The sequence below is a fragment of the Neisseria elongata subsp. elongata genome, assembly GCF_900113545.1.
In the GTDB taxonomy this organism is placed as follows: domain Bacteria; phylum Pseudomonadota; class Gammaproteobacteria; order Burkholderiales; family Neisseriaceae; genus Neisseria; species Neisseria elongata.
In genome coordinates, this window is sequence record NZ_FOPS01000001.1 from 204,902 (window position 1) to 221,700 (window position 16,799).

Genomic DNA, 16,799 nt, shown 5'->3' on the forward strand with positions numbered 1-16,799 from the left:
ATTTCGCCAAAACGTTTCAGACGGCCTCAACCTAGAAAGCGAACATTATGGAAAAGCCCTGGCTCGACAGCTATGAAAAAGGCGTAAAAACCGAAATCGACGAGACACTCTACCAATCCATCCCCGACGTATTCCGCCAAAGCGTGGAAAAATTCGCGCACCAACCCGCGTTTCAAAACATGGGCAAAACGCTCACTTACGCCGAAGTCGGCAAGCTGGCGGAAGATTTCGCCTCCTATCTGCAAAACGTCCTGAAGCTGCCGCGCGGCGAGCGCGTGGCGATTATGCTGCCCAACCTGCTGCAATACCCGATTGCGCTTTTCGGCATCCTGCAGGCGGGGCTGGTGGCGGTGAACACTAATCCGCTCTACACCCCGCGCGAGCTGGAGCATCAGTTGAAAGACAGCGGCGCGACCACCATCATCGTTTTGGAAAATTTTGCCAACACGCTGGAGCTGGTGCTGCCGCGCACGCAAATCAAACACGTCATCGTCGCCTCCGTAGGAGAAATGTTCGGTTTCTTCAAAGGCACGCTGATGAATTTCGTCCTGCGCAAAATCAAAAAAATGGTGCCCGAATACCGCATTTCCGACACCATCCCTTTTCAGACGGCCTTGAAAGAAGGCGCGGCGCACACCTTCCGCCCCGTTACCCTGACCCGCGAAGACACCGCGCTGCTGCAATACACGGGCGGCACGACCGGCGTGGCCAAAGGTGCCATACTCAGCCACGGCAACATCTGCTCCAATATGCAGCAGGCGGCCGAATGGATTGTCAATTTGCTCCGGCCCGGCAAAGAAACCGTCATCGCCGCGCTGCCGCTCTACCACATCTTCGCGCTGACCGTAAATCTGATGATTTTTACCCAGGCCGGTTCCAAAATCATCCTGATTACCAACCCGCGCGACATGAAAAGTTTTATCGGCGACATGAAAAAAGAGCGCGTCAGCGTCTTTGTCGGCGTCAACACCCTGTTTAACGGCATGGTGAACCAGCCCGACTTCGCCACCGTCGATTTCTCCAACCTGCGCCTGACTTTGGGCGGCGGTATGGCGACTCAAAAAGCCGTTGCCGAAAAATGGAAAAACATCACCGGCACGCCCATCGTCGAAGCCTACGGCCTGACCGAAGCCAGCCCCGGCGTATGCGCCAACCCTCTAAACATCCCCGCCTACACCGGCGGCATCGGCCTGCCCATCCCCTCCACCGAAATCGAACTGCGCGATGCCGACGGCAACGAAGTGGCACAAGGACAACCGGGCGAAATGTGGATACGCGGCCCGCAAGTGATGAAAGGCTATTGGAACCGCCCCGAAGAAACGGCTAAAGTACTGGATTCGCGCTGCTTCCTTGCCACAGGCGACATCGCCGTCATGGACGAAAAAGGCTGGTTCAAACTGGTAGACCGCAAAAAAGACCTGATTGTCGTCTCCGGCTTCAACGTCTATCCGAACGAAGTCGAAGATGTTGCCGCCTCGCACCCGAAAGTTTTAGAAGCCGCCTGCATTGGCGTTTCAAGCCCGAAAACCGGCGAAGCATTGAAACTGTTTATAGTAAAAAAAGACGAATCGCTGACCGAGGAAGAGCTCATCGCCTTCTGCCGCACCGAGCTGACCGCCTATAAAGTGCCGAAAGACATCGAATTCCGCGACGAACTACCCAAGTCCAACGTAGGCAAAATCCTGCGCCGCGAACTGCGCAAAGAAGCGGAACAAAACGCGGCATCCGCCTAATATCGCCGAAGGCCGTCTGAAAACACGAAGCAACACAACTGTGCCAACCTTCAGGGATTGAATCCCTGACGGTGCAGGACAACAGACCCGCAGATAAATATCCTGCGGGTTTGTCTCGTTTCAACCCGATACCGTTTTCAGACGGCCTATCCTTATCCGCGCCCCAAATCTGACAAACTACTCTAATTTGATTACAATCCGGCTTCTTTTTTCAGACGGCCACAACCGTCGTGCCGCCTTCCCTACCAGACTGCCGAAAAATAAATCATGCTCCTCCTTCCCCAGCGGTTGCGCCGCCTGTTCGGCCACCCTTTGCGCCTCGGCTGGTTTGACCACCCGACGATGCATGCCTACCGGCCGCCGAAACACCCCGACAGCCCAGAACGCGTGGCCGCCGTCGAGGCCGAACTGCGCCGTCAGGGCATCTGGCCGCACCTGTTGCAGATTCAGGGAAAAGAGGCAACCGACAGTCAAATCGCACTCGCCCACTCGCGCAGCTACCTCTTCCGGCTGGAAGGTATGCAGCCTCAAACAGGCAAAATACGCCGCATCGACGACGACACCGTTTTAACCGACAACGCATTGGAAGCCGCCAGAATCGCCGCAGGCACCGTAATAAAAGCCGTCGATTTCGTCTTGGCCGGCAAAATACGTAACGCCTTTTGCGCCACCCGCCCGCCCGGACATCATGCCAAAAGCAAACAAAGCGGCAGCTTCTGCCTCATCAACCACACGGCCGTTGCCGCCATGCACGCCGTTTCACGGCACCACCTGCAACGGGTCGCCGTACTGGATTTCGATGTGCACAGAGGAGACGGCAGCGAAGAAATCCTGCACGGACAACCCAACATCCTGCTGCTGGGCTTGAGTCAAAACAGGCTGTACCCCTACGATAACCATTCCTTGCCGCAAAACAGCAACTGTTTCAATGCGGCCCTGTCCGAACGCTGCGGCAGCCGCGAATTCCGCCATACCGTCCGCAACGAATGGCTGCCGCGCCTGCGTGCCTTCAAACCGCAACTGATCCTGCTCTCCGCCGGTTTCGACGCACACCGCGACGACCCCCTCGGCGACACGCGCCTGCACGAGGCCGACTACGCCTGGCTGACGCATAAAATCATGCAAACCGCCCCGCAATGCGGCGGGAAAATCGTTTCCGTCCTCGAAGGCGGCTATCACCCGCCCTCGCTGGCCGCCGCCGCCGCCGCCCATTTGTACGTACTCGCCGGACTGGGAAAGCCGCCCTGCGCCGTCGAATATGAGCAGCTGTTGAAACAGGAAGAAGAGAAAAATCAGGCCGTCTGAAAAAACTTTCAGACGGCCTGAACAGTCAATATCGGCTATCCGCAACTTCTGCAACCCTCATCATTCTGCGAATGCGGCACACTCTATTTGCGGAAAATCCTGCGAACTAGACACAACAACACAGGTAATCAGCGCGCGGGCTGCGGATAAGTGCCTTCCACCAATATATTTTTATCCACATCATGCAGATTGCGGTGGCCGGTAAACGCCATCGTAATATCCATTTCGTTATACATAATCTCCAAAGCGCGGCGCACGCCATCTTCGCCGTACGCACCCAGTCCGTATAAAAACGCCCTGCCCGTCATAAAGCCGCGCGCGCCCATCGCCCAAGCCTTCAGCATATCCTGCCCGCTGCGGATGCCGCTGTCCAGCCACACTTCGGTCCGGCTGCCAACTACCTGTACGATATCAGGCAATGCATGAATAGACGAAGGCGCACCGTCCAACTGACGGCCGCCGTGATTGGACACCACAATCGCATCCGCCCCGTGTTTGACCGCCAACTCCGCATCTTCAGGTTCCATAATCCCTTTAATAATCAGCTTGCCGCCCCACAAATCCTTAATTCGGGCAACATCGTCCCAGCTCAGGCGCGGGTCGAACTGTTCGGAAGTCCACGAAGACAGCGAAGACAAATCGCCGACGTTTTTCGCATGGCCGACGATATTGCGGAAAGTTCTCCGTTCGGTATGCAACATATTCCAACACCATTCCCATTTCATCGCCAGATTGATGCAGTTTAACAACGTCGGTTTGGGCGGCGCGGACAAACCGTTTTTAATATCCTTATGGCGTTGTCCCAAAACCTGCAAGTCCGCAGTCAGAATCAACGCCGAGCATTTTGCCGCCTGCGCCCGCTTAATCAGATTTTCCATAAATTCGCGGTCGCGCATCACATAAAGCTGAAACCAAAACGGCGCGGAAGTATTTTCAGCCACATCTTCAATCGAACAAATCGACATCGTGGACAATGAAAACGGCACGCCGAATTTCTCCGCCGCCCGCGCCGCATGGATTTCGCCGTCCGCCCAAGCCATACCGGTAAAACCCGTCGGCGCGATGGCCAGCGGCATTTTGACATCCTGCCCGATCATCTTGGCCGCCAAAGAACGCCCCTCCATGTCCACCAAAACCTTCTGCCGAAACTGAATCGGGATAAAATCGGCGGTATTGGCACGGTAAGTGGTTTGCGTCCACGAGCCAGAATCAATGTAGTCGTAAAACATCTTCGGCATTTTGAATTTCGCCACACGGCGCAAATCCTCAATGCAGGTCATTTTGCTTAAATCACGCATATTTTCCTTCCTTCTTATCGGCTTAAATCCAACCGCCGCAAGCCCCTTTTTCAGACGGCCTCACTGCTGCGGTAAAACGTCGCACTCTAACGCAAATCTTCATTACTTGCAAATACATATCATTTTAAATTTTATCTGTATTGACCGCTGTCAAATAAAGCGCAAATACTTGACTAATTCACTCAACTATCGCAAAATCCACCCCGAAACCATAACAACACCAACCACCATGCGACTGACTACCAAAGGACGTTTCGCCGTAACCGCCATGCTCGATTTGGCCATGAATGCCCAAAACGGCGCGGTCAAACTAAACGACATCAGCGAACGTCAAAACATCTCACTATCCTATTTGGAACAGCTGTTTGGCAAACTCCGCCGGGCCAAACTGGTGGACAGCATACGCGGGCCGGGCGGCGGCTATGTATTAGCTGCAGCAGCCGACGAAATCAGCATTGCCCAAATCATCACCGCCGCCGAAGACAGACTGGATGCAACTCTGTGCAGCAGCAAAGCCAACTGCCACAACGGCGCACCCTGCCTGACCCACGACCTGTGGGAAAACCTAAACCGCACCATCAACCAATACCTCAGCAGCGTAACCCTGCAAACCGTACTCAATCAAAAAGACCACCACTCGAACAAAATCGTTCATCTGACCCATATCAACTGACAAACAACAGTAAGAAAGAACACACCATGACCGTCAAAACCCCCGTTTATCTCGACTACGCCGCCACCACCCCCGTTGACAAACGCGTTGCCGAAAAAATGATTCCCTACTTAACCGAAACCTTCGGCAACCCCGCTTCCAACAGCCATGCATTCGGCTGGACAGCGGAAGAGGCCGTCGAAAAAGCCCGCGCCGACATCGCCGCCCTGATTAACGCCGATCCAAAAGAAATCGTCTTCACCAGCGGCGCGACCGAGTCCGACAACCTCGCCATCAAAGGCGCGGCAAACTTCTACAAAACCAAAGGCAAACACCTCATCACCGTCAAAACCGAACACAAAGCTGTGCTCGACACCATGCGCGAACTCGAACGCCAAGGTTTCGAAGTAACCTATCTCGGCGTGCAGGAAAACGGTTTAATCGATTTGGAAGAACTCAAAGCCGCCATCCGCGACGACACCATCCTGATTTCCGTGATGTGGGTGAACAACGAAATCGGCGTAGTGCAAGACATTCCCGCCATCGGCGAAATCTGCCGCGAACGAAAAATCATCTTCCACGTCGATGCCGCCCAAGCCTGCGGCAAAGTGCCTGTTGACGTGGAAGCCGCCAAAATCGACCTGCTGTCCATGTCCGGCCACAAAGTGTACGGCCCCAAAGGCATCGGCGCACTGTACGTCCGCCGCAAACCCCGCGTCCGCCTCGAAGCCCAAATGCACGGTGGCGGCCACGAACGCGGCTTCCGCAGCGGCACCCTGCCGACCCACCAAATCGTCGGCATGGGCGAAGCCTTCCGCATCGCCAAAGAAGAACTCGAGCAAGACATGGCGCACTACCGCAAACTGCGCGACATCTTCCTCAAAGGCATCGAAGGCATCGAAGAAGTCTATATCAACGGCGACCTCGAACACCGCGCCCCGAACAACCTGAACGTCAGCTTCAATTTCGTCGAAGGCGAAAGCCTGATTATGGCGGTGAAAGAACTCGCCGTATCCAGCGGCTCCGCCTGCACCTCCGCCTCGCTCGAACCCAGCTACGTCCTGCGTGCGCTCGGCCGCAACGACGAACTGGCACACTCATCCCTGCGCATTACCTTCGGCCGCATGACCACGGAAGAAGAAGTGCAATTCGCCGCCGAACTGATCAAATCCAAAATCGGCAAACTGCGCGAACTGTCTCCGCTGTGGGAAATGTTCAAAGACGGGATTGATTTGAACTCGATTGAATGGGCGGCGCATTAAAAGCAGCTTGCACTCAAAAAACCATCACGAAAGGAATAAATTATGCTGGGTTGGTGGATAAGCGTTTTCAGCGATGCAGACAGGCAAGAGCCACATCTCATCGCCTCGTGGGAGTGCGGCGTTTCCGGTTCGGACTGGCTGGATGAACTTTGCAAAGAAGGGCGAGCCACGCAGACCGAGAACAAAGGCGGCTATCCAGATGTTTACCAAACGCAGGCGCGGCACGTCGCCTCGTGGCTGCTAGGCGGTAAAATCTCGCCGCAGGGCAATGCGCCGCATGGAAACTTCACGCCTGTTTTTATGGAAGACGACAAGGGCGAAACCGTGCTGATGAAGTCGTACGGCTATCGTCCTTTGAAACTGCATCGTCCTGAATTACTGCGCACATTGCCGCCCGAAGCGGTTTTGACGATACAGGTATTTGATTTGAGCTAAAGCATCCGTTTTCAGCAACCTACCTATAAATAAAAAAGGTCGTCTGAAAATCCCCAAAGGCCTTTTCAGACGACCTAAAAGCCACCACATTAAAATCAAGGATACAAAACCATGAACGAACAAGATTTAGATTTGGACAATCTCGACAACCTGCTTGAAGATTTTGACGGCGTTACCGTGGAAGGCGGCGTCGATTCGGAAAACGACGACGGCTGCGAAGGCGGTGCGTGCAAAATCTAAACTTCAGGCCGTCTGAAAATCGGCAAACAAACCACTGAAACTATCAAAAACATTAAGGAAACCACATCATGGCATACAGCGATAAAGTAATCGACCACTATGAAAACCCCCGCAACGTCGGCACGTTCGACAAAAACGACGAATCCGTCGGCACCGGCATGGTCGGCGCGCCCGCCTGCGGCGACGTGATGCGCCTGCAAATCAAAGTGAACGACGAGGGCATCATCGAAGATGCGAAATTTAAAACTTACGGCTGCGGTTCCGCCATCGCTTCGTCTTCACTTGTTACCGAATTGCTGAAAGGCAAGAGTTTGGATGAAGCCATGGCAATTAAAAACAGCGAAATCGCCGAAGAATTGGAATTGCCGCCGGTAAAAATCCACTGTTCGATTTTGGCCGAAGACGCAGTTAAAGCCGCCGTATCCGACTACCGCAAAAAACGCGAAACAGCCTGATGGCGTTTTCAGACGGCCTGCTATCCGAGAGGCCGTCTGAAAAACAAAATGCCGCACCCAAACAGCCCGCCCTCCAAACGAAACAGGCCGGCAAACCATCAAGAAACTAAGGCGACAACCGCACGGCAAAGAAAGAAACCCATGCCCTTTACCGAAGAACAAACCCAATCGTTGCTTGCCGTCAAAGGCATAGGCAAAACCGTATTGCAACGTTTGCAGCAAATGGGCTTGGATGACGTAGCCAAACTTGCGGCAGCCGATGCAGACACCGTTTTACAGCACGGCGCGGCACTGACCGGCTCAACCTGCTGGAAAAACAGCCCGCAGGCCAAAGCCGCCGTAAACGCCGCAATCCAATGGGCTCGCCAAAACCTTTCAGACGGCCTTTAAAAGTAAATCAGGCCGTCTGAAACCCGTTTCCACTCGAAAACAAAGGAAAAACATGATTACCCTCACAGAAAACGCCGCCAACCACATCAAAAACTTCCTTGAAAAACGCGGCAAAGGCTTAGGCGTTCGCTTGGGCGTGAAAACCAGCGGCTGCTCCGGCATGGCTTATAATCTCGAATTTGTCGATGAAGCCGACCCCGAAGACTTGGTATTCGAACAAAACGGCGCAAAAGTCTACATCGACCCGAAAAGCCTGGTGTATCTCGACGGCACGCAAATGGACTACACCAAAGAAGGTTTACAGGAAGGTTTCAAATTCGAAAACCCCAACGTCAAAGATTCATGCGGCTGCGGAGAAAGCTTCCACGTTTGACATCCGTCGGGAAGCGGGCAACAAAAAAGACGGGACAGTATCAAAACCGTCCCGCCATTTTTTCGCTTCCTGCCTGTTGTAACTGCCTTTGCCTTTCCGTTTGCGCTCTACCTTGTGGCGGAACAAATTGGATTTAACCAAAGCCTTCAACGCATTATCGCGGATTTTGCCCTTATTGAGCTGAACCTTGCCGGCCATCTGCCAGTCCTTTCATATTAAAACAAAGCGGCGGATTATAGCCAAAACAAAAAAACGTAACAAGCTGATGTTTCAACAAAAAGGCCGCATATGAGGCACAGCCCCATGTACAGCCCTGCCGGAAACGCCGACACCCCTCCCGAACGAACCCTGCCCTACCGTCACTAAAGATGGAGTTTCAAGCATTAAGGAAATTTCGATGAACCAACACTTTACCCTGTTCGGCCTGCCCGAAACCTTCCAAATCGACGAAAACGCGTTTGAAACCCGCTACCGCGCACTGGCGGCCAACTGCCATCCCGACAAATTTGCCTCAGCATCGGCTTTCGAACAAAAACAGGCCGTGATGATGGCTGCCGCCGTAAACGAAGCCTACCGCATCCTGAAAAACCCCATCGACCGCGCCGCCAGCCTGCTCATGACGCAAAACATCGATGCCGACGCCCCCGAACACACCGCCTTTGCCCCCGAATTCCTGATGCAGCAGATGGAATGGCGCGAAACGCTGGCCGAAGCCCGTGCGGCAGGCGACACCGCCGCCCTGAATGCCTTGGAGCGCCAAGTATCTGCGGAGCAAACCGCCCTATACGGCCAACTGGCTGCCGCCTTCGATGCGCAACAATATCAAACTGCCGCCCAACTCGTGCGACAAGGCCGTTTTCTCAATAAAATGCGGCAGGAAATCGAAAACGCCGTTTAAACCGAATCCGCCCCAAACCCCGAATACATAAAGAACACATCATGGCACTACTCCAAATCGCCGAACCCGGCAAATCCGCCGCCCCCCACCAACACCGCCTCGCCGTCGGCATAGACTTGGGCACAACCAACAGCCTGGTTGCCACCGTCAAAAGCGGCAGCGCAACCTGCCTGAAAGACGAGCATGGGCACACCGCCCTGCCCTCCGTCGTCCGCTACCTTTCAGACGGCCTGGTCATCGGCGGCGAAGCCCTGGGCGCGCAAAAAGCCGATCCGCAAAACACCGTCAGTTCGGCCAAACGCCTGATCGGGCGCAAACTCGAAGACATCGACACCGCCCACCTGCCCTACCGCTTCGGCAACGGCGGAAACATCATCGAAATCAACACGCGGCAAGGTGCGAAAACCCCGATAGACGTCTCTGCCGACATCCTGCGCCACCTGAAAGAACGCGCCGAAGCCAACTTGGGCGGCACGCTTGTCGGCGCGGTCATCACCGTTCCCGCCTATTTCGACGAAGCCCAACGCCAAGCCACCAAAGACGCGGCACGGCTGGCGGGCATCAACGTCCTGCGCCTGCTGAACGAACCCACTGCCGCCGCCATCGCCTACGGACTGGACAACGGTGCGGAAGGCACGTTTGTCGTTTACGACTTGGGCGGCGGCACGCTGGACGTATCCGTACTCGAACTGAGCAAAGGCCTGTTTGCCGTCAAATCCACCAACGGCAACAGCGCGCTGGGCGGCGACGACTTCGACCACCGCCTGTTCTGCCACCTGCTCGAACAAAACAAACTCTCCGCCCTGAACGAACAAGACAGCCAAAACCTGCTCGCCCTGTCGCGCCGCGCCAAAGAACAACTCACCGACCGCGAACAAACCACGGTCGAAACCACTCTTTCAGACGGCCGCAGCATCAGCACCGTCATCACCCGACAGGAATTTCAAAACCTGACCCGCCAACTCGTCCAAAAAACCATAGAGCCCGTCAAACAGGCACTCAAAGACGCGGGCGTATCCAAAGCCGACATCAAAGGCGTGATTATGGTCGGCGGCTCGACCCGTATGCCCCACATCCAACAAGCCGTCGCCACCTATTTCGGCCAAACCCCGCTCAACAACCTCAACCCCGACCAAGTCGTCGCACTGGGCGCGGCCATGCAGGCCGACATACTCGCCGGCAACAAAAACAGCGGCGACTGGCTGCTCTTGGACGTAACCCCGCTGTCGCTCGGACTCGAAACCTACGGCGGGCTGGCCGAAAAAATCATACCGCGCAACACCACCATCCCCACCGCCCGCGCACAAGAATTCACCACCTTCAAAGACGGCCAAACCGCGATGACCATCCACGTCGTCCAAGGCGAACGCGAACTCATCGCCGACTGCCGCAGCCTGGCCAAATTCACCCTGCGCGGCATCCCGCCCATGAGTGCGGGCGCGGCGCGTATCCGCGTAACCTTCCAAGTCGATGCCGACGGTCTGCTGTCCGTATCCGCGCAGGAGCAAACCACCGGCGTGCAGGCGCAAATCGAAGTCAAACCGTCCTACGGCCTGGACGACCAAACCATCACCCGAATGCTCAAAGACAGCATGGCCAACGCCGCCGAAGACATGGCCGCCCGCGCCCGTGCCGAAGCCCTGGTTGAAGCCGAAAGCATCACCGCCGCCGTAACCGCCGCACTCGAACTGGACGGCGACTTGCTGGACGAGAACGAACAAGCCGATATACGCGGCTGCATCGCCGAACTGCAAAGCCGTCTGAAAGAAGGCACGGCTGAAGACATCCGCGCCGCCGTCGCTAAACTGGGACAAAGCACCGACAACTTCGCTGCCAAACGCATGAACCGCACCATACAGCGCGCGCTGACAGGGCAGAATGTAGATAACATTTGACGCTAAAAGGTTTCAGACGGCCTATACAACGAAATAGGCCGTCTGAAGATAGCGTCTGTAAAAACGAAATAAAGAATCAAGATGGAAAAATCCGGCATTGTCTGTCTGATGAATATTTCGGCAAAAGCGGAACAAAATTAACCACTGAAATCGAAGACGGACTCCATTTGAAAAAATTGGAGATATAAAATGAGCTATTTAAATTTAGATGATGATATGTATTTGGTTTATGATTTTAAAAAAGATATGAAAAATAGAAAAAAGAAGGAGCATATTGAAGATACAAGATTACTGTCATTGAATGACGAAAGTATCTTTGGCATCAAAAAAGACAAAGGATTGTTTGCGTCGGATGAATGGTGGGCTAATATTGATTCCGGACAGATTATCACCAGAAGCGTTTCCGGAGTAATATCGTCAATATATGAGGCAGGAATGGAAAGAAGAAACATACCGAATAGTTTTAGTTTTATAGATGGTGAAGGCATCGTAAGGAATGAAAGTATGTATATGATGAATAAATCCGACAGACATTTATTTTGTGAAGGGAAAAAAATTGCTATTTTTTACGCGTATGACGAATTAAAAATATCAAAACAAAAAAAAAGGAGACGTAATTGATTTGGAAAACAACTATGTTGAGCAAGTCATTGAAATGGCAATTTCAAAATAATCAGATGCCGCCGGCGCCCAAGCCTACCAACTGGCCGATGGCGTCGGCAAAGTGGCCGACGCCCTTAAAAACCAAACCGGACAGCAAGGCGCCGTCCTCTTGTCCGTCGAAGCCGGCTTCGGCTTTAAAACCGCCGGCAAGGAACAAAACCAAAACTACCGCCAAAGCCGCGAAAGCAGCCTGAAAGCCGGCGGCGACATCAATATCCGCAGCCGCGAGGGCAACATTACCGTCCAAGGCAGCAACATTATTTATACCACCTACTCCAAAAAAGGTTTAAAACAAGCCTATTCCGAGTACCTGACATTATTCGAATCAAAATGAGACTCTGGCACCAAACCCTCATTCCCCTGCTCCCCCGTGCCCAACTGTTAGGGCAGCACCGCGAATGCGCCGCCTTACGCGGAGCAGGCTGGGGCAGGCCGCACGCGACGGTGAATTACGTCTTCACCCATTCGCCTTACAAGCTCTATCTGTATCACGCGCTGATTATGGATGAAATGGAAAAACGCGGCTACAAACCCGACCCGCTGTGGAAAGACCCGCTGTACCGCGGCAAAGCGGTTGCCCCTTATCCCGCACACGATATCGAAGCCGCCGATTCGCCGATTTACCCCGAACACGATGATGCTTATCTGGACGAATGTCTGGAAAATTTAAAAAACAAAGGCATCGTGTTATAAACGGTTTCAGACGACCCTTTCATCACAAAAGGCCGTCTGAAATATAGTGGATTAACTTTAAACCGGTACGGCGTTGCCTCGCCTTAGCTCAAAGAGAACGATTCTCTAAGGTGCTGAAGCACCAAGTGAATCGGTTCCGTACTATAGTGGATTAAAATAAAAATGAGACAAGGCGGCAACGCCCGCCGTGTACGGGTAGTACATAAGGGCGTTGGCAACGCCGTATCATTGCAATTTTAATCCACTATATCTGTACTGTCTGCGGCTTCGTCGCCTTGTCCTGATTTAAATTTAATCCACTATAATAACCAACCCAGCACGAGCAAACCATGAACAAACTTACAAATCTCCCATTCAAGGAAAAAGTCAACGAACTCAATGAAAATCTCATTGCTTTTGCAGAACCGGAAACTGTATTCTGTGAAAAACAGCCATGGCTAAAAAATCATTTCCTACCCATGATGAGTATAGATTTGGGAGAATTTAAAACAGAATGGAGTGGCACAATCGTCCATCTTATCAACCCAATCGAACCTTATGGATACAATATAGGTGGCTGCACACCCGCTTACCACAATAAATTTATTGGTGAAAACTGGCTGGCTTTCCGTTTGACAGACGATAACAAATATGAATTTTTGGGAGAAGAAGGCTATTTCACCCGCAGTCCTCAATACAGAGAGAACTTAAAACAAATACTTTGCGCCGATTTCGATCCCAATGCTTTTGAAAACAAAGACATTCTGGAAACGTGTAAAGAAGAATTTTATCAAGAAGCACTGAAGTATTTCGATGAATCTGTTCAAATCTATCAAAAGAACAAATCAGATTTTGAAAAACGAGAGGGGCGGTACGGCGACGAGCCTTACGATAATACCTATTTTGGTCTATATCTTGATAGATTAGGCGGAGTGATTAAAGGTGGAAATTGGGTAGATACTAGTCCCATTCCTCCCGCCTTCACTCTAAAAGAAGACAAGGATTGGAACGTATTCATAGAACACCAGGGTAATCCTTTCTACCATATTGCCTCATGCTCAGGATATGGATACTCCAACGGAGCAGATGACGTAATTCTGCTCTATGAACCCGTCAGCCGGATTGCATTATTTACATTCGAATGGACATAGAACACAGACTATTGTTAAACCCCACCATTATCAAACCACTCATTACAAGAGACAATAAAAATGCCCAAAATCACCGTACTCCCACACGCCGTATTATGTCCCGAAGGCGCAGTCATTGAAGACGCGCCCGAAGGCAAAACCGTCCTTGACGTACTGCTCGACCACGACATCGAAGTCGATCACGCCTGTGAAAAATCCTGCGCCTGCACCACTTGCCACGTCATCATCCGCAAAGGCTTCGACAGTTTGGAAGAGCCAAGCGAGCTGGAAGAAGACCTGCTCGACCAGGCATGGGGCTTGGAAGCCGACTCGCGCCTGAGCTGTCAGGCCGTTGTTGCCGACGAAGATTTGGTAGTGGAAATCCCCAAATACACCATCAACCACGCGCGTGAAAACCATTAAACGGCAACAGGCCGTCTGAAAACCCAAACAGGGCTCTTTCAGACGGCCTGACAACGCAATCCCGAAACACAAAGAACAAACCATGTTTCAACACATAGGGCCGCATATAAGGCGCAGCCCTGTGTGCCGCCCTGATTTGGAAAGGGTTACACCCATCCAAAATAAACCAAGGTTCCACCGCCCTGAAGGATGGGGTTTCAACCGTTAAGGAAATTCTGATGAAATGGACAGACACCCAACGCATCGCCGAAGAACTCTACGATTTGCACGGCGACAGCATCGACCCGAAAACCGTACGCTTCACCCAACTGCGCGACTTAATTATGGCGCTGCCCGATTTTGACGATGACCCGGCCCGCTGCGGCGAACGCATTTTGGAAGCCGTGCAACAAGCATGGATTGAGGAAATGGAATAGGCCTTAGCCGCCCGAATTTGTTAAAATACGCCCCTTTTTTATTTTTCAGACGGCCTGCACAACAGGCCGTCTGAACCGTATCGGAATTCCCATGCTGCTTGATTTGAACCGCTATTCCCCGGCCGTTTTCGCCAAAGAAGCCAAAACTTTGGCTGCCTTGGCCTGGCCGATGATGCTGGCGCAGATTGCGGCGGTGGGGCTGGGGTTTGTCGATACCGTCATGGCGGGCGGTGCGAGCAAAGACGACTTGGCCGCCGTCGCGTTGGGCAGTGCGGCCTTCGCCACCGTATTCATTACCTGGATGGGTGTGATGACTGCGTTGAACCCGATTTTGTCGCAGCAGCACGGCGCGGGCGAAACGGCACAGGTAGGCGAAACCGGCCGTCAGGGTCTGTGGTTCGGCCTGCTGCTTGGCTTGGCCGGCATGGTGCTTCTGCTGGCCGCGATTCCGCCTTTTTTATGGTATTTGAAACTGTCGGACAATGTGGAAAACATGCTGGCGCAATATCTGATGTTTACCGCGCCCGCCATGCCCGCCATGATGCTGCACCGCGCCCTGCACGCCTACGCCTCCAGCCTGAACCGGCCGAAACCGATTATGTGGGTTTCCTGGGCCGCACTGTTGCTGAATATCCCGCTGAACTATGTTTTCGTATACGGCAAGTTCGGCATGCCGCAATTGGGCGGCGCGGGCTGCGGCCTGGCCACCATGTTGGTCTGCTGGTTCAGCACCGTCGCATTATGGCTATATGTGAAAAAATCGCCCTATTTCCACCGCTTCGGCCTGCAGGGTGGCTTTTCCAAACCGGATTTGGCGATGCTCAAGCAATTTTGGCAACTGGGCAAACCGGCCGGCCTGTCGTACTTTCTCGAAGCCAGCCTGTTTACCTTCATCATGTTTCTGATTGCCAAATTCGGCAATGATTATGTGGCGGCGCAACAAATCGTCATCAGCCTCACCGGCATTATCTACATGGTTCCCCAGGCCGTCGGAGCGGCGGTAACCGTGCGCGTCGGCTACTCTATCGGACGGCGGCAGAAACAGCGCGCGCGTTATATTTCCGGCGTCGGCATCGCCTGCGGCCTGATGCTGGCCTTATGCACCATGCTGCTGCTCTCCTTGCTGCGCGCTCCATTGGCCGGAATGTACACCAAAGATGCCGCCGTTTTGCAGTTGGCGGCTTCCGTATTGCTTTTTTCCGCGCTGTTCCAACTGTTTGACTTCACCCAATGCATCGCCTCCTATGCCCTGCGCGGCTATAAAATCACCCGTGCGCCAATGTTGGTTCACGCCGCCGCCTTCTGGGGCTTGGGACTGATACCGGGATGGCTGTTGGCCAATTTGGCCGGAATGAAGATTTACGGCTTTTGGGCGGCACTGATCGTTTCCCTCGCCGCTGCCGCCGTCCTGCTCGTGTGGCTGCTTGAAAAACACAGCAGAACCATCGCTAACCATTCGAGGTCGTCATGATAAACATTCAAGAAAACATTGATTTGCAAACCCTCAACACCTTCGGCCTGCCGGGACGTGCCCGCTACTTTGCCGAACTGAACGATGCAGCCGAACTGCCGGCCCTCTGCGATAGCGAAATATTTGCCAAGCATCCCGTCCTTTGGCTGGGCGGCGGCAGCAACATCCTGCTCCGGGGCGACTATCCGGGGCTGGTGGTGAAAATCAACAATAAAGGCATCCGTGAAATCCGGCGTTCAGACGGCCTGGTGCTACTGGAAGCGCAAGCAGGCGAAATCTGGCACGACTTCGTCTGCCACACCGTCACCATCGGCCTGAACGGCTTGGAAAACCTGAGCCTGATTCCCGGCACGGTCGGCGCGGCACCCGTACAGAATATCGGTGCCTACGGCGTGGAAGTGAAAGACCTGATCGACACCGTCAAATGCTTCGATTTGGCCGAACGGCGGTTCGTCGAATTTTCCAACGCCGAATGCCGCTTCGCCTACCGCGACAGCCTGTTCAAGCAGGAAGGCAAAGGCCGTTACGTCATTTGCGCCGTCGTATTCAAACTCTCCACCGACTTCATCCTGAAAGCCGCTTACGGCGACCTGGCAGCCGTATTGGCCGAACAATGCGGCGGACGGCAGCCGACTGCCGGCAGCGTTTCCGAAGCCGTCTGCACCATCCGCCGCAGCAAACTGCCCGACCCTAAAATTCAAGGCAATGTCGGCAGCTTCTTCAAAAACCCCGTGGTTTCCACACACCGTGCCGCCGAACTGCTCGCCGCCCATCCAACCATGCCGCACTATCCCCAGGCAGAAGGAACAGTCAAACTCGCCGCCGGATGGCTGATAGACCAATGCGGCCTGAAAGGCCGACGCATCGGCAACGCGGCCGTACATGAAAAACAGGCATTGGTCATTGTCAATCTCGGACAAGGCTCCGCTACTGACGTTGCCTCATTGGCAGACGAAATCCGCACTCAGGTTTATCAAACTTTTGCCGTCGAATTGGAAACCGAACCCAACTGGGTTTAACTGCCGACATTTGGCCATAACGGATTACCGCTATCCCCAACCTTATCGCCACCTGCCGAAACCGTTGCC

Annotated in this window: 21 protein-coding genes; 19 read left to right on the top strand and 2 right to left on the bottom strand. The window is 53.6% G+C overall.

Annotation, left to right across the window (positions count from 1 at the left end; all coding sequences use genetic code 11):
* Positions 1-47 precede the first annotated feature (47 nt).
* Entirely contained in the window at positions 48-1,733 is a 1,686-nt protein-coding gene (locus BM261_RS01075) for an AMP-binding protein (protein WP_074894321.1), read from the top strand.
* A 267-nt stretch (positions 1,734-2,000) separates the two neighbouring features.
* Positions 2,001-3,038, top strand: a complete 1,038-nt coding sequence (locus BM261_RS01080) for a histone deacetylase family protein (RefSeq protein WP_074894323.1) — start codon at positions 2,001-2,003, stop codon at positions 3,036-3,038.
* A 128-nt stretch (positions 3,039-3,166) separates the two neighbouring features.
* Here BM261_RS01080 and BM261_RS01085 read toward each other — a convergent pair whose 3' ends face one another.
* Entirely contained in the window at positions 3,167-4,336 is a 1,170-nt protein-coding gene (locus tag BM261_RS01085; protein ID WP_074894325.1) for an alpha-hydroxy acid oxidase, read from the bottom strand.
* Positions 4,337-4,565: 229 nt separating this feature from the next.
* Here BM261_RS01085 and iscR point away from each other — a divergent pair, with 229 nt between their 5' ends.
* The 7 genes from iscR (at position 4,566) to iscA (ending at position 8,143) form a co-directional block, all read left to right on the top strand.
* Positions 4,566-5,009, top strand: a complete 444-nt coding sequence (gene iscR, locus BM261_RS01090) for a Fe-S cluster assembly transcriptional regulator IscR (protein ID WP_003770462.1) — start codon at positions 4,566-4,568, stop codon at positions 5,007-5,009.
* Between the two features lie 26 nt (positions 5,010-5,035).
* Positions 5,036-6,250: an IscS subfamily cysteine desulfurase gene (locus tag BM261_RS01095; protein ID WP_049229055.1), complete on the top strand. Its 1,215-nt coding sequence runs from the start codon at positions 5,036-5,038 to the stop codon at positions 6,248-6,250.
* 42 nt (positions 6,251-6,292) lie between these two features.
* Entirely contained in the window at positions 6,293-6,685 is a 393-nt protein-coding gene (locus tag BM261_RS01100; protein WP_074894327.1) for a hypothetical protein, read from the top strand.
* Positions 6,686-6,796: 111 nt separating this feature from the next.
* Positions 6,797-6,925, top strand: coding sequence for a hypothetical protein (locus BM261_RS12815; RefSeq protein ID WP_002234986.1), 129 nt, complete (start codon positions 6,797-6,799; stop codon positions 6,923-6,925).
* Between the two features lie 68 nt (positions 6,926-6,993).
* A complete protein-coding gene (iscU, locus tag BM261_RS01105) occupies positions 6,994-7,380 on the top strand; it encodes a Fe-S cluster assembly scaffold IscU (protein ID WP_074894329.1) in 387 nt (128 codons plus the stop codon).
* 141 nt (positions 7,381-7,521) lie between these two features.
* The gene (locus tag BM261_RS01110) at positions 7,522-7,770 is read left to right on the top strand and encodes a recombinase RecA (protein WP_074894332.1); all 249 of its coding nucleotides are present in this window, start codon (positions 7,522-7,524) and stop codon (positions 7,768-7,770) included.
* 52 nt (positions 7,771-7,822) lie between these two features.
* Positions 7,823-8,143: an iron-sulfur cluster assembly protein IscA gene (gene iscA / locus BM261_RS01115; RefSeq protein WP_049253545.1), complete on the top strand. Its 321-nt coding sequence runs from the start codon at positions 7,823-7,825 to the stop codon at positions 8,141-8,143.
* On the opposite strand, the gene BM261_RS01120 is transcribed toward iscA, so the two are convergent.
* A complete protein-coding gene (locus BM261_RS01120) occupies positions 8,111-8,341 on the bottom strand; it encodes an alternative ribosome-rescue factor A (RefSeq protein WP_074894335.1) in 231 nt (76 codons plus the stop codon). The two genes, iscA and BM261_RS01120, sit on opposite strands and share 33 nt — an antisense overlap.
* Positions 8,342-8,540: 199 nt before the next feature.
* Between BM261_RS01120 and hscB the strand changes: the two genes are divergently transcribed.
* The 10 genes from hscB (at position 8,541) to murB (ending at position 16,730) form a co-directional block, all read left to right on the top strand.
* On the top strand, positions 8,541-9,041 hold the full coding sequence (gene hscB, locus BM261_RS01125) for a Fe-S protein assembly co-chaperone HscB (RefSeq protein ID WP_074894337.1): 501 nt from the start codon (positions 8,541-8,543) through the stop codon (positions 9,039-9,041).
* A gap of 41 nt (positions 9,042-9,082) precedes the next feature.
* Positions 9,083-10,936, top strand: coding sequence for a Fe-S protein assembly chaperone HscA (hscA, locus tag BM261_RS01130; RefSeq protein ID WP_074894339.1), 1,854 nt, complete (start codon positions 9,083-9,085; stop codon positions 10,934-10,936).
* Positions 10,937-11,125: 189 nt separating this feature from the next.
* The gene (locus tag BM261_RS01135; protein WP_240317899.1) at positions 11,126-11,557 is read left to right on the top strand and encodes a hypothetical protein; all 432 of its coding nucleotides are present in this window, start codon (positions 11,126-11,128) and stop codon (positions 11,555-11,557) included.
* Between the two features lie 103 nt (positions 11,558-11,660).
* Positions 11,661-11,933, top strand: a complete 273-nt coding sequence (locus BM261_RS01140; RefSeq protein WP_240317900.1) for a hemagglutinin repeat-containing protein — start codon at positions 11,661-11,663, stop codon at positions 11,931-11,933.
* Positions 11,930-12,292 carry a TIGR02328 family protein gene (locus BM261_RS01145; RefSeq protein WP_074894341.1) on the top strand — a complete coding sequence of 121 codons (363 nt, stop codon included), beginning with the start codon at positions 11,930-11,932 and terminating at the stop codon, positions 12,290-12,292. Before BM261_RS01140 ends, BM261_RS01145 begins: the two co-directional genes overlap by 4 nt.
* 329 nt (positions 12,293-12,621) lie before the next feature.
* Positions 12,622-13,422: a hypothetical protein gene (locus BM261_RS01150; RefSeq protein ID WP_074894343.1), complete on the top strand. Its 801-nt coding sequence runs from the start codon at positions 12,622-12,624 to the stop codon at positions 13,420-13,422.
* A 60-nt stretch (positions 13,423-13,482) separates the two neighbouring features.
* Positions 13,483-13,824 carry an ISC system 2Fe-2S type ferredoxin gene (fdx, locus tag BM261_RS01155; RefSeq protein WP_074894345.1) on the top strand — a complete coding sequence of 114 codons (342 nt, stop codon included), beginning with the start codon at positions 13,483-13,485 and terminating at the stop codon, positions 13,822-13,824.
* Between the two features lie 218 nt (positions 13,825-14,042).
* Complete coding sequence (gene iscX / locus BM261_RS01160; RefSeq protein WP_074894347.1) at positions 14,043-14,240, top strand: Fe-S cluster assembly protein IscX; 198 nt, start codon at positions 14,043-14,045, stop codon at positions 14,238-14,240.
* 91 nt (positions 14,241-14,331) lie between these two features.
* A complete protein-coding gene (locus tag BM261_RS01165; RefSeq protein ID WP_074894349.1) occupies positions 14,332-15,711 on the top strand; it encodes an MATE family efflux transporter in 1,380 nt (459 codons plus the stop codon).
* Positions 15,708-16,730: a UDP-N-acetylmuramate dehydrogenase gene (gene murB / locus BM261_RS01170; protein WP_074894351.1), complete on the top strand. Its 1,023-nt coding sequence runs from the start codon at positions 15,708-15,710 to the stop codon at positions 16,728-16,730. Before BM261_RS01165 ends, murB begins: the two co-directional genes overlap by 4 nt.
* Positions 16,731-16,799 lie beyond the last annotated feature (69 nt).